Raw genomic sequence first — 21,031 nt, 5'->3', positions numbered from 1 at the left:
GTATTTACTCCTCAATCAACGCCCGGGTTCGTCGTTCCACAGCAGCTTGTGCAACTGCAGCTGGAAGCGCACGGGCAGGTTGTCGGCGACGATCCAGTCTGCCAGGTCGCTGGCGCTCACCTGATGATGGCTGGGTGAAAACAGCACTTCACCGGCACGCTCGGCCAGGTTGTACTGGATCAGCTTGGAAACTGCCCAGTCGTAATCCTCGCGGGAACAGATGACGAACTTGACCTGGTCGTTGCGGGTCAGCTGGTCGATGTTCGAATAGAGGTTACGGTGCGACTCTTCGGAACCTGGGGTCTTCAGGTCTACCACACGACTGACCCGGGTGTCGGTGCCGGCGATATCCAACGCGCCACTGGTCTCCAGCGACACCTCGTAGCCGGCATCGCACAGCCGCTGCAGCAGCGGCAGCGCATTCGGTTGGGCCAGCGGTTCGCCACCGGTGACACACACGTAGCGCGGCCTGAAGCCGGCCACTTGCTCAAGGATCGAATCGAGGGTACGAATGGTACCGCCACTGAATGCGTAGGCACTGTCGCAGTACTGGCAGCGCAGGGGGCAACCGGTGAGCCGCACGAATACCGTGGGCAGCCCAGCCGTTCGTGTTTCACCCTGCAAAGAGTAAAAGACTTCGGTGATGCGTAATGTGTCTTGCATGCTCGCCACGGGCGTGACAGCTAAACAGGCTGCCCGCCTCCGTCAGGCACTGCCGCGGACTCGACATCGCGTTATCCGCAGCAGCGTGTTTACGAAAAAAGGGCCGTGATTCTAACGAAAAAACCCGCGACTGGCGCGGGTTTATTTCAAACGCTACTGCAAAGGGCCTTAGAGCTTTTGCAGGTCACGCTGTGCCAATTGCGCGGCAGAGGTGCCGGGATACTGGGTGATGACCTGTTGCAGGATGCTCTTGACCTTGTCGGTGTGGCCCATGCGGCGCTCGACGTCGGCCAGTTTGTAAAGCGAGTCTGGCACCTTGCTGTGCTTAGGGTACTTTTGGCTGACCTGGGCAAACGCCTGGCTGGCGCCTTGCAAGTCACCCTTGGCCAGGTTCACCTCACCCAACCAATACTGGGCATTGCCGGCGTACTGGCTGTTCGGGTATTTGCGCAGGAAGGCGGTGAACGCCTGGCTGGCCTTGTCGAAGTCTTTTTGCTTGATCAGGTCGAAAGCTGCATCGTAGTAAAGCTTCTCTTTCGCCGGATCACCGGGCTCGCTACTGGCGGCCGGTTGTTGCGCAGCAGCACCGGCTGCTGCACCGGAGGCGGCATTGGATGCACCACCGGAGGAATTGTCAGGGGTTGCGGCAGGTGCGGCACCACTGTTAATGCGACGGTCCAGGTCCTGGTATCGCTCCAGGTTTTCCTGCTTCATGCGCGACACATCGTTTTGCAGCTCTTCGATGATGCCTTGCTGGCGGGAAAGCTGGTCCTGCATCTGTTGCAGCTGCATGAACAGCTGGCCCTGTGCAGAGGCAGGGGCCGAAGCCCCCGACCCGGCATAGGCGCCGCTCGTGCCATAACCCGCGGGCGGATAACTGCCTGCGTTGTCATCTACTACAGGGACCTCAGCCCAGGCCGCGAGCGGCAGGCTGAGTGCGAGGACGGTTACTACACGGCGGCACATACGCATAAGAACTTACTTACGCAGTTCTACGCGACGGTTCTGAGCCCAGGACTGCTCGTCGTTGCCGGTAGCAACTGGACGCTCTTCGCCGTAGGAAACCACTTCCAGCTGAGCAGGGGAAACACCCTGCAGAACCAGGTAGCGCTGAACGGCTTTCGCACGACGCTCACCCAGAGCCATGTTGTACTCGCGGGTGCCGCGCTCGTCGGTGTTACCTTCCAGAACAACGCGGTTGCCGTTGGCTTTCAGGTCCTTGGCGTGAACGTCCAGAGCGCGCATGGCTTCTGGCTTCAGGTCCGAGCTGTCGTATTCGAAGTAGAAGGTGGTGATTGCGCGCAGGGCGGCTTCTTCGCTCAGGGAGCCGTCGACAGCGCCAGTGTTGGCACCGTAGCCAGCGTTAGGATCTACAGCAGCGCCTTCGCCTGCGTTGTCACCGCCCTTCGAGGAGCAACCTACAGCTACGGCCATGGCCAGAGCCAGCGCAGCAAATTTACCAAACTTCAGCATTTCCATCGTGAAACTCCTAATGAAACCCCAGTGTGTTAAGCAAAACGTATTACGCCGCAATCAGTTCAGGTAAGGGGACCAGGACGGTTCTCTGACTTCGCCTTGAGCGGTAGGAAGTGGGAGCCTCACGCGGCCATTAAGCGACACGAGCATCAAGACTCCCCGGCCCTGCTGGCGGGTGGCGTAGATTAGCATGGTGCCGTTTGGCGCAACAGTGGGAGACTCATCAAGACTTGTTTCCGACAGAATCTTTACACTTCCGCGCTGCAAGTCCTGTGCCGCCACTTTGAAGTTGGTAAAGCCCTGTTGGCGATGAATCATCACCAGGGTTTTCTCGTCTGCCGAAAGTTTTGGGTTGGCGTTGTAGTTACCCACGAAGGTTACGCGCTCGGCACCACCCCCACTGACCGACTGTTTATAGATCTGCGGTTTGCCGCCCCGGTCGGAGGTGAAGTAAATGGTGTTGCCGTCTTTACCCCAGAACGGCTCGGTGTTGATACCAGGGCCGGCGGTTACACGGCTGATCTGGCGCGAGGCCATGTTCATCACGTAGATGTCCGGGTTGCCGTCCTTGGACAGCACGAAGGCCAGGCGCGAACCGTCAGGCGACCAGGCTGGCGCGCCGTTCAGGCCCTCGAAGTTGGTCACCTGTTCGCGGCGGCCGGTATCGATGTTCTGCACGAAGATGCGCGGGCGCTTCTGTTCGAACGATACGTAGGCAATACGCTTGCCATCCGGTGCGAACCGCGGCGACAGGATAGGCTCGCGCGATTGCAGCAGGGTGACCGCACGTGCACCGTCGTAGTCCGAGCGCTGCAGGGTGTAGCGGGTATTGTTGGTGGAGAAGCGCTCGGCAGTCACGTACAGCATGCGGGTCGAGAACGCACCCTTGATGCCGGTGAGCTTCTCGAACGACTGGTCTGCAATGTAGTGCGCCATGTCGCGCAACTGGTCGGTGCTGCCCGCCACGCTACCGGTCAGCACTTGCTGCTCGGTGGCGACGTTGAACAGCGCGTACTGCACCTGCAGGCGACCACCCGATGGCACGATGCTACCGACCATCACGTACTGGGCGCCCAAGGCTTTCCAGTCACGGAAGATCACTTCGCTGGCCTGCGACGGCTGGCTGATCATGTTCTGCCGCGGAATCGGTGAATAGTAGCCAGAGTTGCGCAGGTCGTTGCCGATGATGTCGGCAATGTCTTCAGGCAACACGCTACCGCCCTGCATACCGAACGGTACTACCGCGATGGGCGTGGCCCGGTCGCTGCCGCTGGTGACCAGGATGTTCTTTTCCTCTGCCACCGCCAAGCCTGCCACGCAGCAGAGCAAGACCAGCAGTCCTCTCAGACGTTTAATCACAACGCTAGATCCTCAGGTGTAAATGTCATCTTGAACGAACGATAACGGTTGAAATCGCTCGGCTTCATACCCTGCATCTCGGTCAAACGACCAATGTTCTTGACCGCAGCCACCGCCGAACTGTCGAACGGGCCGTCACCACTGGAACGGACCACGCTGACACTGGTAACGGTACCGTCCGGCAACATGCTTACCTGCAGGGTCACCGTCATGCCCTTGCGCGCGGAAGGCGGACGCGCCCAACCCTCGGCCGCGCGCATGCGGATCAGGTCGTCGAAATCGCCGGCCACCTGGTCACCTTGCTCGTCAGCCAGGGCCTGCTGCCGCTCGGTGGTATCGGACAACAGCTCGGCCAGGGCCTGGGCTTTCTTGTCTTCTGCCGCCTTGCGAGCCGCTTCCTGTGCCTTTTTCTTCTGGGCGTCTGCAGCGGCCTTCTTCTTGGCCTCTTCAGCTGCCTTCTTCTTCGCGTCCTCGGCCGCCGCTTTCTTCTTGGCTTCCTCGGCTGCTTTCTTCTTGGCCTCTTCGGCTGCCTTTTTCTTGGCGTCCTCGGCGGCTTGTTTCTTCGCCTCTTCAGCGGCCGCTTTCTTGGCCTCTTCTTCGGCTTTTTTCTTCGCTTCGTCCTCGGCCTTCTTCTTGGCGATGTCAGCCTGTTGCTTCTCGGCGGCTTTCTTCGCCTCCTCGGCCTTCTTGGCTTCGGCGGCTTGCTTGGCCTTGGCGGCTTCGGCGGCCTTGGCCGCGTCCTCGGCTTTTTTCGCTTCGGCGGCTTCGCGAGCCTCTTCGGCCTTTTGAGCGGCGTCGGCTTTCTTTTGTTCCGCAGCCTTGATGGCCTCCTGCTCGACCTTCTTCTGCTCCAGCTGCTCGACTTCAGTCTGACGCGACGCGGTTTTCTTCGCTTCCCCGGCAATCTTCTGGTTGGTCTGGGTGGTCGCCTGGCTCTTGGACTTGAGCTGGTACAGGGTAGCCTGGACGATTGGCTTGGAAGGCGGCAGCTCAGGCGTCATGGCAAAACTGACGAACAGCAAGCCGAACACCAGCACATGCAGACCGATGGCCCAGACACTGGGCCAGAAGTAGCTTTCCGAGGCGGATGGCTCTCGCTGTTGCATCAGGGCGCCTCGGTAATCAGGCCAACGTTACCGACACCGGCCTTCTGCAACCCGCCCATGGCACCCATGACCGCGCCATAGTCGACCGCCTTGTCACCCCGAATGAATACCTGGGTCTGCTTGCCCTGGTCACGGCCGGCGGCAATGATCTTGGTCACGGCATCGGTCATGGCCGGCAGGGTCATGGCCTTGTCCATCTGCTTGTCGGTATCGACTTCGCTGCCGAGGTTCCAGTAATAGGTCTTGTCGGCCTTGATGGAGATGGTGAGGATCTGGACGTTGTTGTCCTGCGGCAAGGCTTCGCTGGAAACCTTGGGCAGGTCTACCTTCACGCCCTGGTTGAGCATGGGCGCCGTCACCATGAAGATGACCAGCAGCACCAGCATCACATCGATGTAGGGCACCACGTTCATCTCGGCGACGGGCTTGCGTTTGTGGCGAACTCGGGCCATGGGCTTCTACCTGATTACTCTTCGCTGGTGTGCACTTTACGGTGCAGGATCGCCTGGAACTCGTCGGCGAAGGTGTAGTAACGGCCGATCAGCACTTCGCTGCGCGCGGCAAAACGGTTGTAGGCAATGACCGCCGGAATTGCCGCGAACAGGCCGATGGCCGTAGCCACCAGGGCTTCGGCGATACCCGGGGCAACGGTGGCCAGGGTCGCTTGCTGGGCGCTGGCCAGGCCGCGGAAGGAGTTCATGATGCCCCATACCGTACCGAACAGGCCGATGTACGGGCTGGTGGAACCGACGGTGGCCAGGAACGGCAGGCTCTGCTCGAGCTTTTCTTCTTCGCGCGAGATGGCCACGCGCATGGCACGGCCCACGCCTTCCATGACCGCATCCGGGTCTACACCCGGCTGCTGGCGCAGGCGCGAGAACTCTTTGAAGCCGGCACGGAATACTTGCTCCACGCCGGAATCCGGGTCTGGGTTGCTGCCTGCCTGACGGTACAGCTTGGACAGGTCGATGCCCGACCAGAAGCGCTCTTCGAAGGCATCCAGCGCACGACGACCGGCGCGCAGCATGGCGCTGCGCTGGAAGATCATGATCCATGAGGTGACCGAGGCGGCCACCAAGGTCAGCATTACCAGCTGAACCACCACGCTGGCATTGCTGACCAGACTCCACATGGAGGTATGGTCGACGACGTTAGCTTCCACGCTTATTCTCCTGCGTTCGATTGATTACCCGAGCCGTCCGCCGCAAAAGCGTCGCGCAGCTGGGGGGGTATGGCTCGGGGTTTGAAAGTGTCAGCACGCACTGCGGCCACCAGGAACTGCCCCTCGCAGAGCAGCGTTTCATCGTTTTCCCGCCAAACCTGCTGGACGAAACGCAGGCTGGCGCGATTGAGTTCAAGTACTTGCGCGGTGACCCGCAGTTGGTCGTCCAGCCGCGCCGGCGCGTGGTAGCGCGCTTCGCTGGAATGGACCACGAACAGCAGATTGTCTTCGGCCAGTTGCGACTGGGAGAACCCCAGGTGCCGCAGGCGTTCGGTGCGCGCGCGCTCCATGAATTTCAGGTAGTTGACGTAATACACCACGCCACCGGCATCGGTATCCTCGTAATAGACGCGACAACGGTGTACGAACGGTTCCAGGCCATTTTGCGCGCGCATACTCTAGTGCTTACTCCTCGGCTTGCCAATCCGCTGTGGCAACTGTTTTTTCGTCATTAATGTCTTATTGCCAGCAACCATTCGGCGTGCCTGCGGTAGGACCACGAAAAGTCGGTTTCGATCTGTCATTCATCGCCCGGTTCCGAATAATCTGCGCCCTCCCCCAGGCGCCCTGGAATATTCAGGCCGAAGTGCAGGTAGGCATGCCGTGTGACGACGCGGCCACGCGGCGTGCGCATGATGTAACCCTGTTGAATCAGGTAGGGCTCGAGTACGTCTTCGATGGTATGGCGCTCTTCGCTGATGGCCGCCGCCAGGTTGTCGACGCCCACCGGGCCGCCATCGAACTTCTCGATCATGGTCAGCAACAGACGACGGTCGGAATGATCAAAACCGCGCTCGTCGACGTCCAGCAGGTTCAACGCCATGTCAGCCACGGCCTTGGTGATCTGGCCCTTGCCGCGCACCTCGGCGTAGTCACGCACGCGGCGCAGCAGGCGGTTGGCGATTCGTGGCGTGCCACGGGCGCGGCGGGCAATTTCGTAGGCACCCAGGTCCTCGATGGCCAGGCCAAGAATATTGGCCGAGCGGCTGACGATGGTGGCCAGGTCCTTGTCGCTATAGAACTCCAGGCGCTGGACGATGCCGAAGCGGTCACGCAACGGGTTGGTGAGCATCCCGGCACGGGTAGTTGCACCGACGAGGGTGAACGGCGGCAGGTCGAGCTTGATCGAACGGGCCGCTGGCCCTTCGCCGATCATGATGTCGAGCTGGAAGTCTTCCATGGCCGGGTACAGCACCTCTTCGACAACCGGCGACAACCGGTGGATCTCGTCGATGAACAGCACGTCGTGCGGTTCGAGGTTGGTCAGCATGGCCGCCAGATCACCCGGGCGCTCCAGAATCGGCCCAGAGGTGCTCTTCACCGAAACGCCCATTTCATGGGCGATGATGTTGGCCAGGGTGGTCTTGCCCAAGCCTGGGGGGCCGAAGATCAGCGTGTGGTCGAGCGACTCGCTGCGCCCGCGAGCAGCCTGGATGAACAACGACATCTGCTCGCGCACCACCGGCTGACCGATGTACTCGCTCAGGCTCAGCGGCCGGATCGCACGGTCCTGGACTTCTTCACGGTCGCGGCCACTGGCGGCGATCAGGCGGTCGGCTTCGATCACTTGGCAATCATCCCTTTCAGGCTGCGGCGGATCAGTTCTTCACTGCTCAAGCCGGCCTTGTCCTTAATCGCGGCAATCGCCTTGCTGGCTTCCTGCGGCTTGTAGCCCAGCGAGACCAGGGCACTGACTGCATCGGCCTCGGCGCTTGATGCGCTGGCGGCCGGCAACGGCCCATCCGACACCAGGGTAAACATGGCCGGCGAGGTTTCCCAGGCCTTGAAGCGGTCCTTGAGTTCGACCAGCAGGCGTTCGGCGGTTTTCTTGCCGACCCCCGGCACGCGTACCAGGGCCGAAGTATCCTGGGCCTGCACGCAACGTACCAGCTCGTCGACCTCCAGCCCGGACATCAACGCCAGGGCCAGCTTGGGCCCTACGCCGTTCAGGCGGATCAACTCGCGGAACAGCTCGCGCTCGCGCTTTTCGGCAAAACCATAGAGCAGGTGGGCGTCTTCGCGCACCACTAGATGGGTATGCACAGTGACGGTTTCGCCCACTTTGGGCAGACGGTACAGCGTGGTCATGGGCACTTCGAGCTCGTAGCCCACGCCATTGACGTCGATAATCAGGTGCGGCGGCTGTTTTTCCGCCAGGGTGCCGCGCAAACGTCCAATCACGTTCCGATCCTTCCTCTCGGGGAGCCGGTCAACGACCGCTCAACCCTATCAGCAAATGCGGCGGGTGAATGCTTCACCCGGACAAATTTTGTATCTGCACATGAAGCGCTCAAAGACGCAAGCGCCCGCCGCGTCGGCGTGCGGTGGCCAGGCCATGGGGCACCAGGCTGGAACGGGTATGGGCATGGCACAGGGCAATGGCCAGCGCATCGGAGGCATCGATCTGCGGCTTTTGCGTCAGTTTCAGCAGATGCATGACCATCATCATCACCTGTTCCTTATTGGCCCCACCGGTGCCGGCCACGGCTTGCTTGACCTGAGTGGCGCTGTATTCAGCGATTTCCAGGCCTGCTTCGGCAGCGGCAACGATAGCAGCGCCACGCGCCTGGCCGAGCTTCAGCGCCGAGTCGGCGTTGCGGGCCATGAACACCCGCTCGATGCCCATGGTTACCGGGCCGTGCTGGGTGATGATTTCACTGACACCACGAAAAACGATCTGCAGCCGCTCGTGCAGCTCGCCGCTGCCGGTGCGGATACAACCCGACGCCACGTACTCGCAACCACGGGCGGTCTGGCGGACGACGCCGTAGCCGGTGATTCGCGAGCCGGGGTCGATACCTAGAATCAGAGTCATAGTGCCTGTCGTAAAAAACTAACGTTGCAAGACCATAGGGGCCGCTGCGCGGCCCATCGCCGGCAAGCCAGCCCCCACAGGTACAGCACAAGCTTCAAGAAAAGCGCGGTACCTGTGGGAGCTGGCTTGCCGGCGATGGGCTGCACAGCAGCCCCAATAGCAGCCTTGACTCGGCGAGTCTGCAGACCTTAGCCGAGGTTTTCCATGATCTCGTCGGAAATCTGGGCGTTGGAGTAGACGTTCTGCACGTCATCCAGATCTTCGAGCATGTCGATCAGCTTGAGCACCTTCTCGGCACCCTCCTGGTCGAGTTCGGCACTGGTGGTCGGCTGCATCACGATTTCCGCGTCAGCGGCCTTGAAGCCGGCCTCTTCCAGGGCGTTACGCACGGCATAGAAACTGTTGAACGAGGTGAATACCTCGAACGAACCGTCGTCGTTGGCTACCACGTCGTCGGCATCGGCCTCCATCGCCGCTTCCATCAACGCGTCTTCGTCCACGCCCGGCGCAAAGCTGAGCTGCCCCTTGCGCTCGAACAGGTAGGCCACCGAGCCATCAGTACCGAGGTTGCCGCCACACTTGGTGAAGGCATGGCGCACGGCGGCGGCGGTACGGTTGCGGTTGTCGGTCATGGCTTCGACCATGATCGCCACGCCACCCGGGCCGTAACCTTCGTAGCTGAGCTCTTCGACGTTGTCGCTTTCGTTGGTGCCCGCACCACGGGCCACGGCGCGGTCGATGATGTCGCGGCTCATGTTGGCACCCAGGGCCTTGTCCAGGGCCAGGCGCAGGCGCGGGTTGGATGCCGGATCAGGGCCGCCCTGCTTGGCAGCGACCGTCAGTTCGCGGATCCACTTGGTGAAGACCTTGCCTCTCTTGGCATCCTGGCGCTCTTTGCGGTGCTTGATGTTCGCCCACTTGGAATGACCAGCCATAACGACTCCGTTTTCCTTGAATCACAAACAGCCCCGCCCCATGACGGGGCGGGACGGGAAAATGCCTGCGCCGAAACGCAAAGGCGCATCCATGTGGATGCGCCCGGGACTGCTTATTCGACCTTGGTCTGTTCACGCAGTCGGATGTGCAGCTCGCGCAGGGCCTTGGCGTCGACCAGGCCAGGGGCCTGGGTCATGACACACGCGGCGCTCTGGGTTTTCGGGAAGGCAATCACTTCACGAATCGACTGGGCGCCAGTCATCAGCATGACCAGGCGGTCCAGGCCGAAGGCCAGGCCACCGTGAGGCGGTGCACCGAACTTCAGGGCGTCGAGCAGGAAGCCGAATTTCTCTTCCTGTTCTTCGGCTTCGATACCCAGCAGGCGGAACACGGCCTGCTGCATCTCTTTGCGATGGATACGGATCGAGCCGCCACCCAGCTCGGTACCGTTCAGGACCATGTCGTAGGCACGCGACAGCGCGGTAGCCGGGTTGGCCTCGAGCTCCTGCGGGGTGCACTTCGGCGCGGTGAACGGGTGGTGCAGCGCGGTGAAGCTGCCGTCTTCGTTCTCTTCGAACATCGGGAAGTCGACGACCCACATCGGTGCCCACTCGCAGGTCAGCAGCTCGAAGTCGTGGCCCAGGCGGATACGCAGCGCGCCCAGCGCTTCGCTGACCACCTTGAACTTGTCGGCACCGAAGAACACGATGTCGCCGTCTACGGCGCCAACGCGGTCGAGGATGGTGTTGAGGTTGGCCTCGGGGATGTTCTTGACGATCGGCGACTGCAGGCCTTCGACACCCTTGGCGCGCTCGTTGACCTTGATGTAGGCCAGGCCCTTGGCACCGTAGATGCCGACGAACTTGGTGTACTCGTCGATCTTGCTGCGCGGCATGCTGGCGCCGCCTGGCAGGCGCAGGGCGGTTACACGGCACTTCGGATCGTTGGCCGGGCCGGCGAACACCTTGAAGTCGACATCCTTGAGCTGGTCGGCAACGTCAACCAGTTCCAGCGGGTTACGCAGGTCTGGCTTGTCGGAACCGTAGCGGCGCATGGCTTCTTCGAAGGTCATGTGCGGGAATTCGCCGAATTCCAGGTCGAGCACTTCCTTGAACAGCTTGCGGATCATGCTTTCGGTCAGGCCCATGATCTCGTTTTCATCGAGGAAGCTGGTCTCGATGTCGATCTGGGTGAATTCCGGCTGGCGGTCGGCACGCAGGTCTTCGTCTCGGAAGCACTTGGCGATCTGGTAGTAACGGTCGAAGCCGGCCACCATCAGCAGCTGCTTGAACAGCTGTGGCGACTGCGGCAGGGCGAAGAAGCTACCGGCGTGGGTACGGCTAGGCACCAGGTAGTCGCGCGCGCCTTCCGGGGTTGCACGGGTGAGGATTGGGGTTTCGACGTCGAGGAAGCCATTTTCGTCAAGGAAGCGACGGATGCTGCTGGTGATGCGCGAGCGCAGGCGCAGCTTGTCGGCCATTTCCGGGCGTCGCAGGTCGATGAAGCGGTAGCGCAGGCGGGTTTCTTCGCCGACGTCGGAGTACTCGTTCAGCGGGAACGGTGGCGTTTCTGCTTCGTTGAGCACGGTCAGCTGGTAGCCGAGGATTTCGATGGCACCGGACGCCATGTTGGCATTCACTGCACCCTCAGGGCGCTTGCGAACCTTACCGGTCAGCTGCACGACGTATTCGCTGCGCACGCGGTCGGCAGCGGCGAAAGTTTCGGCGCGATCCGGGTCGAACACGACCTGGGCCATGCCTTCGCGGTCACGGATGTCGAGGAAGATCACCCCGCCGTGGTCGCGGCGCCGATGGACCCAGCCGCAAAGGGTGACTTCCTGGCCGTCCAGGCTCTCGTTCAGTTGGCCGCAATAATGGCTGCGCATCATGATGGTGGTTTCGCTTCTCGTGATTCGTGTATTCGGTGGAGGCCTTGGCCGCCCGGAGGGCTAATACTGCAAGACCCGGTCACAGCATTCAACTCAGTCGGCCTTGTCGCCGCCTGCCAGATTCTTTTTCGCCCCGGTCTTGAAGTCGGTTTCGTACCAACCATTACCGCTCAGGCGGAAGCCTGGGACCGACAGCAGCTTCTTCAGCGCTGGCGCCTGGCAGGCCGGGCAATCGGTCAGCGGCGCGGCGCTGATCTTCTGCAGCACTTCCATACGGTGCTCGCAGGATGCACATTGATAGTCATACAGGGGCATGGGTGTCTCTCGTCAACCAAAACGCTGGCTGCGGGGGCAGCAAAAAGCGGGATTATATATGGTTAGCAAGCACTGCGCAGCCCGCCAGGCGATCAGCGCGCACTTGGCGGGTTCTGCAGCCACGCCACGCAGATGACCCGGATCAGGCCGCTGAAGTTGCGCACGCCACCCTGGCGTAGGTGGATCTCGCGGTCAACGTAGGACAGCACCGCGCTGACCGAGCAACGGTTGGCGGCGGCAATGCGCTCGAGGATCTGCCAGTAGACGGCCTCCAGGCGCAGGCACGTGGAAAAGCCGTTGAGGCGCACGGAGCGCGACACCGGCTGGATCTGCAACATGTCGAAATCCGCCTTGAACGGATCGATGCACGGTTTCCCCGGCCAACGCCCCTGGCCATTTACACGCTTGCTCGCTTGCATCATGCGCCACACTTCCTCGTCACAGGTACCAGGTGGCCTATGAAGCGCTGATGGGCGCGGTTAAAGCAGCGGCAAAGTGTTCCTGCACAAACACTGATTGTCATGCACGACGCGGCCCTGTGGGAGCGGGCGAGCCCGCGAACACCGGCGTAGCCGGTGCCAGCCACCGCGCTGGATTCTTCGCGGGCACGCCCGCTCCCACAGGGTCCGCATCGTGCTTATGAATCGAGTTCTCTGCGCGACAGCGCAGCCCGTAGGGCTGTGTTATCTCCCACAGGGTTATGTGACAGCCTGGGTAATTATTTGCCGTCGATCAGCACCCGCAGCATCCACGCGGTCTTCTCGTGCACCTGCATGCGCTGGGTCAGCAGGTCGGCGGTCGGTTCGTCACTGACCTTGTCGACTACCGGGAAAATACTGCGCGCCGTGCGCACCACAGCCTCCTGCCCTTGCACCAACTGGCGGATCATCTCTTCCGCAGCGGGTACCCCTTCCTCCTCCTTGATGGACGAGTGCCGGGCATAGAATGCGTACGACCCCGGCGCCGGGAAGCCCAGGGCCCGGATGCGCTCGGCGATGGAATCCACCGCCAGCGCCAATTCGTTGTACTGCTCTTCGAACATCAGGTGCAGGGTGCGGAACGACGGCCCTGTGACGTTCCAGTGAAAGTTATGGGTTTTCAGATACAGCACGTAGGTATCCGACAACAAGCGGGACAGCCCATCAACGATGGATTTGCGATCTTCTTCACTGATACCGATATCGATTGCCATGAAGTTCCCCTTTGCATAAGGCTTGAGACTCAAGCGGGCGACGACCACTGTAGCAATACTTGGCGCCTGTCGCATGTGACATGGCGCAACACATCGCCCGCCGGGCGGCCTGCGGTTTGAGTAGCCTGCGGCTTTACTGTTAAATAGGCAGCGTGCCACCCGTGCGGACTGTTATTGCCGGGTGCATAGGCTGGCCTGCCACGTGTTTGCGCTCTACACCTCATGCGCACCGTGCTGCCCGCTCTTCCTGTGATCGGCCTTATCAACTGTGAGCCAACCCCATGTTCAAGATCGTCCATCTGGTGACGGGCGTGGCAGCTTTGCTGCTATCGCTCATACCCAGCCTGAAAACCGAAGCAACCCCCTTCCTCCTGCAACCCGACGCGGTCTACCTGGCACTGCTTGGCCTGCTCAACCTGGTCCTGGCGCCAGTCGTGCCCCTGTATTACCGAGGCGCGCGCCAGCAACTGCAGCACCTGGCCTGCGCCTTGCTGGTAGTTGCCGTGGTGCTACAGACCCTGACGCTGCTGGCCCGCCCGGAAATGGGCAACCTGGCAGCACTGGTCTGCGCCACGCTGGCCGTCGCCCTGCACCTGGCCGTGGGCTTTGCGCGCAGCCCGCGCAAGCCACGCAACAGCCAGCACACCGCCCCAGATACCGGCAACCGCGATACCGGCACGGTGAAGTGGTTCAATACGTCCAAAGGCTTTGGCTTCATTTCCCGTGATTCGGGTGATGATATCTTCGTGCACTTTCGCGCCATTCGCGGGGAGGGTCACCGCATCCTCGTCGAAGGCCAGCGCGTGGAGTTCTCGGTGATGCACCGCGACAAAGGCCTGCAGGCCGAGGATGTGGTGGCCGTGACCCGCCGCTGATACCGCCAGCCCCAGCACGAATGCCCCCACAGGCCTGACTACCGCCCTGTGGGGGCCCCTGCACCCGATCAGAATAGTGATCAGCGCATCAATAATGCGGCGGCGGCGCCTCGTCCCCTTCGCTACCGAATTGCCCCACCATCTCTTCATGCCGCTTTATCAGCTCGGCCACCTGCAGCTGCAGGCGCTCGATCACCTTCGCCTGCTCGACCACCACATCATTCAATGCCTGGAGAGTGTCATCCTGGAACGCCTGGCGGGTTTCCAGTTCGATCATGCGCATTTCCAGTGACATGTCAGGCCTCCTGGTAACCGGCCAGCCCCAGGTCGCGCACACGCTGGCGTAGCGCCTGCAGCTGGGCATCGGTATAGGCCACTGGCGGGCACTTGCCCCAGACCGGGGCGGGCCAGGCAGCGTCCTCACGGCGGCGCACGATCACGTGCATGTGCAACTGGCTTACCACATTGCCCAAGGTTGCCACGTTCATCTTGTCGGCGCCGTAGCTGGCCTTCAACGCTTCTGCCAACAGGGTGGTCTCCTGCCACAGTTGCTGCTGCTCGTGCACATCCAAATCGAACAACTCACTCACCTCAGCACGCTTGGGCACCAGGATGAACCACGGATAATTGGCATCCTTGCTCAGCAGCAGCTGGCACAGCGCAAACTCCCCCAGCACCAGGGAATCCTGCTGCAGACGCGAATCGAGGACGAACACGGCATATCTCCTTAAGACAAAACGACCCGCATGGCGCGGAAAACATGGGTGGCAAGAATACCCTGCACAATCCCGGTAACACAGCGCTACTTTTCGCACCAAAATGAGGCCATCTACCCACCCCTCCCGCACCTGCCACCCCACAAACGACTCTGGATGAACAAATGGCGGTAACACATTGACTTTTATGAGCGCGCCTTAAATTTTAATGATTCTCGAACTCAATAATACCAAAACGGCGCTCGACCCCGTGTTTACGGCACTTTCCGAGCCTCGGTAGGGGGTTTTGTGAAAATTTCATGAACTGTTGCGAATTTTGAGCACGCTTGTTGCATTCCTTTCACGCCAAGTCGGCACGGCATCTGCAATGGCAGGCGTACGCGACAAATAACAACAGCGGCATTGGTTACCAGGGAGTTTCTTCAGCTGGCGTCGGTAGTTACCGATTCATGGCGGCTAAAGAAGCAGCGCTGGGGTTGTACGGCCCTGTATTGGGGCGTGATTTGCGACATGGAAATACCTGAACGCGACATGGTGGAAAAGTTCCGTAAAGAGTCTCTATCGCCATATCGCCAAGAACAGTCAGCGTGCTATACATTTTCGCCGACATAACAAGAAAGAGCTGCTCCATATAACTAAAACACTTGGACGCAGCGGTACTCTTCCTAAAAACCAAAGGAGCAAATCACGATGCGCGTGATGAAGTGGAGCATGATCGCCCTGGCCGTTACGGCAGGGACCTCGCAGTTGGCAATGGCCTCCGCACAAGATGAGTCCAAAGGTTTCATCGAAGACAGCAAGCTGAACGTCAAGACCCGCATGCTGTATTTCAGCCGTGACTTCCGCAACAACGCGCCTGGCAGCCAGAGCCGCGTGGAAGAAACCGGCCTTGGCTTCCTGGGCACCTTCGAATCCGGCTTCACCCAAGGCACCGTAGGCTTCGGCGTCGACGCCATCGGCATGCTCGGCCTGAAGCTGGACAGCGGCCGCGGCCGCGCCGGCACCGGCCTGTTCCCGACTGGCTCGGACGGTCGCTCGCAAGATGATTACTCGGAAGCGGGCGGCGCTGTGAAAATGCGCATCTCCAACACCGTACTGAAGTGGGGCGACCAGTTCACCGCACTGCCAGTATTCGCAACCGACGACAGCCGCTTGCTGCCAGAAGTTGCCGAAGGTGGCCTGATCACCAGCAACGAAATCGACGGCCTGACCCTGCACGCTGGTCACTTCACTGCGCTGAACGCCCAGGCCCAGACTTACCACGACAGCCTGCGGCTGACCGAGGCCAATGTCTTTGGTGGCACCTATGCCCTCTCCGACAACCTCAGCACCAGCGTTTACTACTCGCGTGTCGAAGACCACTTCCGCAAGTGGTACGGCAATATCAACTGGGCGCTGCCGATCAGCGACAAGCAAGGCCTGGTGTTCGACTTCAACATCTATGACACCAAGTCCATCGGCAACAACCTGACCGGTGCATTCGTCAGCAAGTCCGACGGCAGCAACGAACTGGACAACATCGCAGCCAGCCTGTCGGCCGCGTACAACGTCGGCGCCCACACCTTCACCCTGGCCTACCAGAAGGTCACCGGTGACGGCGACTACGCCTACGGTGTAGACGGTGGCGGCACGGTCTTCCTGGCCAACTCCGTGGCCCGTTCCGACTTCAACGCCGAAGACGAAAAATCCTGGCAGGCTCGCTACGACCTGAACTTCGCTGAATTCGGCGTACCCGGCCTGACCTTCATGACCCGCTATGTACGTGGTACCGGTGCAACCACCCGCACCACCGACAGCGGCAAGGAATGGGAACGCGACATCGACGTCAAGTACGTGATGCAGAGCGGCCCAGCCAAGGACCTGAGCTTCCGCGTCCGTCAAGCCACCTACCGTTCGGCCGATGGCGTTTACTACGGTTCGCCTTCGATCGACGAACTGCGCCTGATCGTGGAGTACCCGCTGAGCATCCTGTAAGCCTGGCTTGCAGTGCCCCGCACCTGAAAAGCCCGGCGACCTCGCCGGGCTTTTTCTTGGCTGACAAGCGTCACGCCCTGGGGCATCCTGTACGCCTTCGTTTCACCCCCGTACAATGCGGGGCTATTTCAACGTCTTAGGCAATCGACACGGCTAACCATGCGCACCAGTCAATATTTGCTCGCCACCCAGAAAGAAACCCCTGCCGATGCAGTGGTCATCAGCCATCAGCTCATGCTGCGTGCCGGCATGATCCGCAAACTGGCCTCCGGCCTGTACACCTGGCTGCCGATGGGCCTGCGGGTAATGCGCAAGGTCGAGGCCGTGGTACGTGAGGAAATGAACGCCGCCGGTGCCCTCGAAGTGCTGATGCCAAGCATCCAGCCCGCCGAGTTGTGGCAGGAGTCCGGCCGCTGGGAACAATACGGCCCGGAACTGCTGCGCCTCAAAGACCGCCATCAGCGTGACTTCTGTGTCGGCCCAACCCACGAAGAAGTGATCACCGACCTGGCCCGTAACGAGCTGTCCAGCTATAAACAGCTGCCGCTCAACATGTACCAGATCCAGACCAAATTCCGCGATGAAATCCGCCCGCGCTTCGGCCTGATGCGTGGCCGCGAGTTCATCATGAAAGACGCCTACTCGTTCCATGCCGACCAGGCTTCCTTGCAGGAAACCTATGACCGCATGCACCAGGCCTACAGCAACATATTCACGCGCCTGGGCCTGGACTTCCGCCCTGTGCAGGCCGACACCGGCTCGATCGGCGGCAGCTACTCGCATGAATTCCACGTACTGGCCGAGTCTGGCGAAGACGACGTGATCTTCAGCGACAGCTCCGACTACGCCGCCAACATCGAAAAGGCCGAGGCCATCCCACGGGAAACCGTGCGCCCTGCGCCTACCGAAGAGCTGCGCCTGGTCGATACGCCTAACGCCAAGACCATCGCCCAGTTGGTGGAAAACTTCGGCCTGCCGATCGAGAAAACCGTCAAGACCCTGATCGTGCACGGCGCCGAGGAGGGCAAGCTGGTGGCCCTGATCGTTCGTGGCGACCACGAGCTGAACGAAATCAAGGCCACCAAGCTTGAACAGGTTGCCGACCCGCTGGTAATGGCCACCGAAGCCGAACTGCGCGAGGCGATCGGTGCCGGCGCCGGCTCGCTGGGCCCACTGAACCTGCCGCTGGAATGCATCATCGACCGCTCGGTGGCGCTGATGAGCGACTTCGGTATTGGTGCCAACATCGATGACAAACACTATTTCGGCGTGAACTGGGAGCGCGACCTGCCAGTGCCACAGGTAGCCGACCTGCGCAATGTGGTTGAAGGTGACCCGAGTCCGGACGGCCAAGGCACCCTGATCATCAAGCGTGGCATCGAAGTTGGGCATATCTTCCAGCTGGGCACCAAGTACAGCGAAGCGCTGAAGTGCCAGGTGCTGGGCGAGAACGGCAAGCCGGTCGTGCTGTCGATGGGTTGCTACGGCATCGGTGTATCGCGCGTGGTGGCAGCCGCCATCGAGCAGAGCTACGACGACAAAGGCATCATCTGGAACGACGCCCTGGCCCCGTTCCAGATTGCCCTGGTACCGCTGCGCTACGAAACCGAAGCGGTTCGCGAGGCAACCGACAAGCTGTACGCCGAACTGACCGCCGCCGGCTATGAAGTACTCCTGGACGACCGCGACAAGAAGACCAGCCCCGGCATCAAGTTCGCCGATATGGAGCTGATCGGCATCCCGCACCGCATCGTGGTCAGCGATCGCGGCCTGGCCGAAGGCAACCTGGAGTACAAGCACCGCACCGAGCAGGACGCCCAGCCGTTGCCGCTCAATGAAGTGCTGACCTTCCTGCAGGCCCGCGTTCGCCGCTGATAACCAATGCACGAGTAATCATGTTCAAGCGAAGTACCTTTACCCGGGGGGGCGCTGCACTGTGCGGCGCCCTGCTCGTCAGCGGCTGCGCCAACCAGATGTCCCAGCGCAGCGACCATGAGGAGCGCGTGGAGCGCAAACTGCTCGCCCGCACCCTGCAGATCGATGTCGGCGAGCCGAAGGTGATGGAGCTGCCGCAACGGCGTGTGCGCGTGCATGAGGAAAAGCGTTTCGAAGTGACCGAGTTCGAAGTCACCCGCCGCTATGATCGCTACACGCCTTACCAGCCCTGGCGGGAGATCTACGAGATCCCGCTGGGTGCGGTGGCCGTTGTGGCGGGGGTTGGCGCCAACGTGGTCAATGTCTTCGCTTTGGGCAACCTGCCGCAAAGCATGACCCACGACTGGCTCAGCTATGGGGTGGACGGGCTCAACCCGTTCATGAACGTAGCGTCCAATGGCCGCGCCCAGCAGAACCTGGCCGGGATCAGCGAAGTGCAGAAAGGCCAGCGTGAAGAATCCACCAGCATGCCGTGGAGCGAACGCTTGGTCGAGGTCAAGGCTGGCAAAATGACTCACGAGCTGACCACCGACCGTAGCGGCGTACTGCGCCTGAACCTGCTGGACAGCCCGTTTTCGGAGCAGAACCTCAACCACGTCGGCACCCTGCACCTGCAAGTGCTCGACGAGGACAACGGGGTCCGTGGCGACGCCAGCCTGCTGGTCAGCGCCACCCTGCGCAACAAGCTGCATGAGGCCCATGAGCTGATCTTCGATGACCTCGAAGATGACGATGTCAGCCAGTGGGTACACCGGGTCAAGCGCCTGTCCGAGCTGGGCCTTGAAGAAGAAGCCAGCGAAATGGAACAGAGCCTGATCGAGCTGACCCGCAACGACCCGGAGCTGCAGCAGGAGTTTCTGCAGTCGCTGACCAAGGCTACCGGGCGATTAGTGGCTGACCCGGGGGCGCAATAACCCGGTCTCTACCCGCACCACGCGTCGCGGTCACCTTGTGGATCGGCCTTGCGTCGCCCACCGCGACGCATGGCCGCTTCTTTATATAGGCGCAAACAGCTCCAGCTGTTCATGCGCCCCGCGCAGATCGCGCAACCTTACCCCTACCCCCAACAAACGTACCGGCTTGCCACCGCGGGCGAACGCCTGCCCCAGCAATTGCCGGTAACTTTCCAGGTCCCTGCCCGCCCCGGCCTGTTCCAGCGTGGTTTGGCTGAAGTCATGGAACTTGACCTTGACGAAGGGTTTCTCTGGCCGGTAACTGCTGTCCATGCGGGCGATGCGTTCGTTCAGGCTTTCCAGCAGCTCCGGCAAACGCGCCAGGCAACTGGCCAAGTCCGGCAGGTCGGTGTCGTAGGTATTTTCCACGCTGACCGACTGGCGCCGGCTATCGTTGTGCACCGCACGCTCGTCAATACCTCGCGCCAGCCCCCACAACCGCTCACCGAAACTGCCGAACTCGCGCACCAGCGCCAGGCGCGACCAGTCACGCAGTTGCAGGCAGGTTTCGATACCCAGGCGCGTCAGTTTGTCTGCCGTGACTTTGCCCACGCCGTGCAGCCTGGCTACTGGCAAGGCCGCAACGAATGCCTCGACCTCATCGGGGGTAATCACGAACAGCCCGTTGGGCTTGCGCCAGTCGCTGGCGATCTTGGCCAGGAACTTGTTTGGCGCCACCCCCGCCGACACGGTGATATGCAGGGTACGCGCGACTCGCCGGCGAATATCCTCGGCAATACGGGTGGCGCTACCCGAATACCATTGGCTGTCGCTGACATCCAGGTAGGCCTCGTCCAACGACAAGGGCTCGATCAGCTCGGTGTAGTCTCGAAAGATGGCATGAATTTCCCGCGAGGCTTCGCGATAGGCCTCGAAACGCGGCTTGACGATCAACAAGTCCGGGCACAGTTTCAGCGCGTGGCGCGATGCCATGGCCGAGCGCACACCGTAGGCACGCGCTTCATAATTACAGGTGGCGATCACGCCACGGCGCTCTGCCGAGCCGCCCACTGCCATGGGCCGCCCGGCCAGGCGCGGGTCGTCACGCATCTCGATCGCGGCATAGAAGCAATCGCAGTCAACGTGGATGATCTTGCGCAAAGACATGGATGACCGTCAGCACTGTAAATTCATACAGATAGTATCGCATGGGGCCGCCCGTTCAACAGCTGACCCGCATGCCCACGCGATAATCGGCCTGAAAGGCCCGCCGCGCCTGAGCCGCATGCAGGTGTGATGCGCTAAGGGTTTGAACAAAAAAGGTTTTTTCAAAACAATTGCTTGACACCAGCGCGCAAATCCGTAGAATTCGATCTCACAGGCGCGGGATGGAGCAGCCTGGTAGCTCGTCGGGCTCATAACCCGAAGGTCGTCGGTTCAAATCCGGCTCCCGCAACCAGTTTCGAGAAAAGGCCACTGTTCACGCAGTGGCTTTTTTCTTTGCCATGAAAAAGCGATTTTTCAAAAAGTCTCGGTAAATCAAAAAGTAGCGCTTGACACACACGCTGCAAACTGTAGAATTCGCCCCACTGACGCGGGATGGAGCAGCCTGGTAGCTCGTCGGGCTCATAACCCGAAGGTCGTCGGTTCAAATCCGGCTCCCGCA

Annotated in this window: 23 protein-coding genes and 2 tRNA genes; 6 read left to right on the top strand and 19 right to left on the bottom strand. The window is 61.0% G+C overall.

The genetic code is table 11. The features are described from left to right. Nucleotides 1-15 precede the first annotated feature (15 nt). From queE to EGJ22_RS14440, 16 genes are all read right to left on the bottom strand, one after another. A complete protein-coding gene (gene queE / locus EGJ22_RS14520) occupies nt 16-663 on the bottom strand; it encodes a 7-carboxy-7-deazaguanine synthase QueE (protein ID WP_029887418.1) in 648 nt (215 codons plus the stop codon). Nucleotides 664-831: 168 nt separating this feature from the next. Then, the gene (ybgF, locus tag EGJ22_RS14515; RefSeq protein ID WP_029887417.1) at nt 832-1,635 is read right to left on the bottom strand and encodes a tol-pal system protein YbgF; all 804 of its coding nucleotides are present in this window, start codon (nt 1,633-1,635) and stop codon (nt 832-834) included. Nucleotides 1,636-1,641: 6 nt separating this feature from the next. Continuing rightward, on the bottom strand, nt 1,642-2,142 hold the full coding sequence (gene pal, locus EGJ22_RS14510; protein WP_029887416.1) for a peptidoglycan-associated lipoprotein Pal: 501 nt from the start codon (nt 2,140-2,142) through the stop codon (nt 1,642-1,644). A 54-nt stretch (nt 2,143-2,196) separates the two neighbouring features. Then, nucleotides 2,197-3,498, bottom strand: a complete 1,302-nt coding sequence (gene tolB, locus EGJ22_RS14505) for a Tol-Pal system beta propeller repeat protein TolB (protein ID WP_009684057.1) — start codon at nt 3,496-3,498, stop codon at nt 2,197-2,199. After that, entirely contained in the window at nt 3,495-4,604 is a 1,110-nt protein-coding gene (tolA, locus tag EGJ22_RS14500; protein ID WP_064314243.1) for a cell envelope integrity protein TolA, read from the bottom strand. The genes tolB and tolA overlap by 4 nt, the downstream gene beginning before the upstream one ends. Beyond that, nucleotides 4,604-5,056, bottom strand: a complete 453-nt coding sequence (gene tolR / locus EGJ22_RS14495; RefSeq protein ID WP_003254760.1) for a protein TolR — start codon at nt 5,054-5,056, stop codon at nt 4,604-4,606. The genes tolA and tolR overlap by 1 nt, the downstream gene beginning before the upstream one ends. Nucleotides 5,057-5,070: 14 nt before the next feature. Then, nucleotides 5,071-5,766 carry a protein TolQ gene (gene tolQ, locus EGJ22_RS14490; protein WP_009684054.1) on the bottom strand — a complete coding sequence of 232 codons (696 nt, stop codon included), beginning with the start codon at nt 5,764-5,766 and terminating at the stop codon, nt 5,071-5,073. Between the two features lie 2 nt (nt 5,767-5,768). Beyond that, on the bottom strand, nt 5,769-6,221 hold the full coding sequence (gene ybgC / locus EGJ22_RS14485) for a tol-pal system-associated acyl-CoA thioesterase (RefSeq protein ID WP_009684053.1): 453 nt from the start codon (nt 6,219-6,221) through the stop codon (nt 5,769-5,771). 125 nt (nt 6,222-6,346) lie between these two features. Beyond that, nucleotides 6,347-7,393 carry a Holliday junction branch migration DNA helicase RuvB gene (gene ruvB, locus EGJ22_RS14480; RefSeq protein WP_029887414.1) on the bottom strand — a complete coding sequence of 349 codons (1,047 nt, stop codon included), beginning with the start codon at nt 7,391-7,393 and terminating at the stop codon, nt 6,347-6,349. After that, on the bottom strand, nt 7,390-8,007 hold the full coding sequence (gene ruvA, locus EGJ22_RS14475) for a Holliday junction branch migration protein RuvA (RefSeq protein ID WP_029887413.1): 618 nt from the start codon (nt 8,005-8,007) through the stop codon (nt 7,390-7,392). The genes ruvB and ruvA overlap by 4 nt, the downstream gene beginning before the upstream one ends. A 109-nt stretch (nt 8,008-8,116) precedes the next feature. Then, on the bottom strand, nt 8,117-8,641 hold the full coding sequence (gene ruvC / locus EGJ22_RS14470) for a crossover junction endodeoxyribonuclease RuvC (protein WP_029888028.1): 525 nt from the start codon (nt 8,639-8,641) through the stop codon (nt 8,117-8,119). Between the two features lie 188 nt (nt 8,642-8,829). Further along, nucleotides 8,830-9,576, bottom strand: a complete 747-nt coding sequence (locus tag EGJ22_RS14460; RefSeq protein WP_029888029.1) for a YebC/PmpR family DNA-binding transcriptional regulator — start codon at nt 9,574-9,576, stop codon at nt 8,830-8,832. 113 nt (nt 9,577-9,689) lie between these two features. Then, nucleotides 9,690-11,465, bottom strand: a complete 1,776-nt coding sequence (gene aspS / locus EGJ22_RS14455; protein WP_029888030.1) for an aspartate--tRNA ligase — start codon at nt 11,463-11,465, stop codon at nt 9,690-9,692. A gap of 93 nt (nt 11,466-11,558) precedes the next feature. After that, nucleotides 11,559-11,780: an FmdB family zinc ribbon protein gene (locus EGJ22_RS14450; protein WP_003254776.1), complete on the bottom strand. Its 222-nt coding sequence runs from the start codon at nt 11,778-11,780 to the stop codon at nt 11,559-11,561. Between the two features lie 92 nt (nt 11,781-11,872). After that, nucleotides 11,873-12,202, bottom strand: a complete 330-nt coding sequence (locus tag EGJ22_RS14445) for a ribbon-helix-helix domain-containing protein (protein ID WP_009684046.1) — start codon at nt 12,200-12,202, stop codon at nt 11,873-11,875. 296 nt (nt 12,203-12,498) lie between these two features. Then, nucleotides 12,499-12,972 (bottom strand): Dps family protein, encoded by a 474-nt coding sequence (locus EGJ22_RS14440; RefSeq protein WP_029885230.1) that lies wholly within the window; start codon nt 12,970-12,972, stop codon nt 12,499-12,501. 281 nt (nt 12,973-13,253) lie between these two features. Between EGJ22_RS14440 and EGJ22_RS26790 the strand changes: the two genes are divergently transcribed. Next, nucleotides 13,254-13,847, top strand: coding sequence for a cold-shock protein (locus tag EGJ22_RS26790; RefSeq protein ID WP_009684044.1), 594 nt, complete (start codon nt 13,254-13,256; stop codon nt 13,845-13,847). 88 nt (nt 13,848-13,935) lie between these two features. On the opposite strand, the gene EGJ22_RS14430 is transcribed toward EGJ22_RS26790, so the two are convergent. Together EGJ22_RS14430 and EGJ22_RS14425 are read right to left on the bottom strand one after the other, a co-directional pair. Further along, on the bottom strand, nt 13,936-14,142 hold the full coding sequence (locus tag EGJ22_RS14430; protein WP_029885229.1) for a SlyX family protein: 207 nt from the start codon (nt 14,140-14,142) through the stop codon (nt 13,936-13,938). A gap of 1 nt (nt 14,143) precedes the next feature. Continuing rightward, entirely contained in the window at nt 14,144-14,563 is a 420-nt protein-coding gene (locus EGJ22_RS14425) for an HIT domain-containing protein (RefSeq protein WP_029885228.1), read from the bottom strand. Nucleotides 14,564-15,253: 690 nt separating this feature from the next. Between EGJ22_RS14425 and EGJ22_RS14420 the strand changes: the two genes are divergently transcribed. The 3 genes from EGJ22_RS14420 to EGJ22_RS14410 all read left to right on the top strand — a co-directional run bounded on the left by EGJ22_RS14420 (nt 15,254) and on the right by EGJ22_RS14410 (nt 19,386). After that, nucleotides 15,254-16,537, top strand: coding sequence for an OprD family porin (locus EGJ22_RS14420; RefSeq protein WP_009684041.1), 1,284 nt, complete (start codon nt 15,254-15,256; stop codon nt 16,535-16,537). A 159-nt stretch (nt 16,538-16,696) separates the two neighbouring features. Continuing rightward, on the top strand, nt 16,697-18,412 hold the full coding sequence (locus EGJ22_RS14415; RefSeq protein WP_029885227.1) for a proline--tRNA ligase: 1,716 nt from the start codon (nt 16,697-16,699) through the stop codon (nt 18,410-18,412). 20 nt (nt 18,413-18,432) lie between these two features. Continuing rightward, a complete protein-coding gene (locus EGJ22_RS14410) occupies nt 18,433-19,386 on the top strand; it encodes a hypothetical protein (protein WP_029885226.1) in 954 nt (317 codons plus the stop codon). 81 nt (nt 19,387-19,467) lie between these two features. Here the strand turns inward: EGJ22_RS14410 and dinB are convergent, their stop codons facing one another. After that, on the bottom strand, nt 19,468-20,526 hold the full coding sequence (gene dinB, locus EGJ22_RS14405) for a DNA polymerase IV (protein WP_161892868.1): 1,059 nt from the start codon (nt 20,524-20,526) through the stop codon (nt 19,468-19,470). 221 nt (nt 20,527-20,747) lie between these two features. Here dinB and EGJ22_RS14400 point away from each other — a divergent pair. Together EGJ22_RS14400 and EGJ22_RS14395 are read left to right on the top strand one after the other, a co-directional pair. Beyond that, nucleotides 20,748-20,824: transfer RNA gene (locus EGJ22_RS14400), tRNA-Met, on the top strand. A gap of 134 nt (nt 20,825-20,958) precedes the next feature. Beyond that, nucleotides 20,959-21,031: transfer RNA gene (locus tag EGJ22_RS14395), tRNA-Met, on the top strand.

This window comes from Pseudomonas sp. p99-361, assembly GCF_003935475.1.
GTDB classification, from domain to species: Bacteria; Pseudomonadota; Gammaproteobacteria; order Pseudomonadales; family Pseudomonadaceae; genus Aquipseudomonas; species Aquipseudomonas juntendi.
The sequence above is the reverse complement of the archived record's forward strand: the minus strand, read 5'-3'. Positions and strand labels throughout refer to the sequence as shown.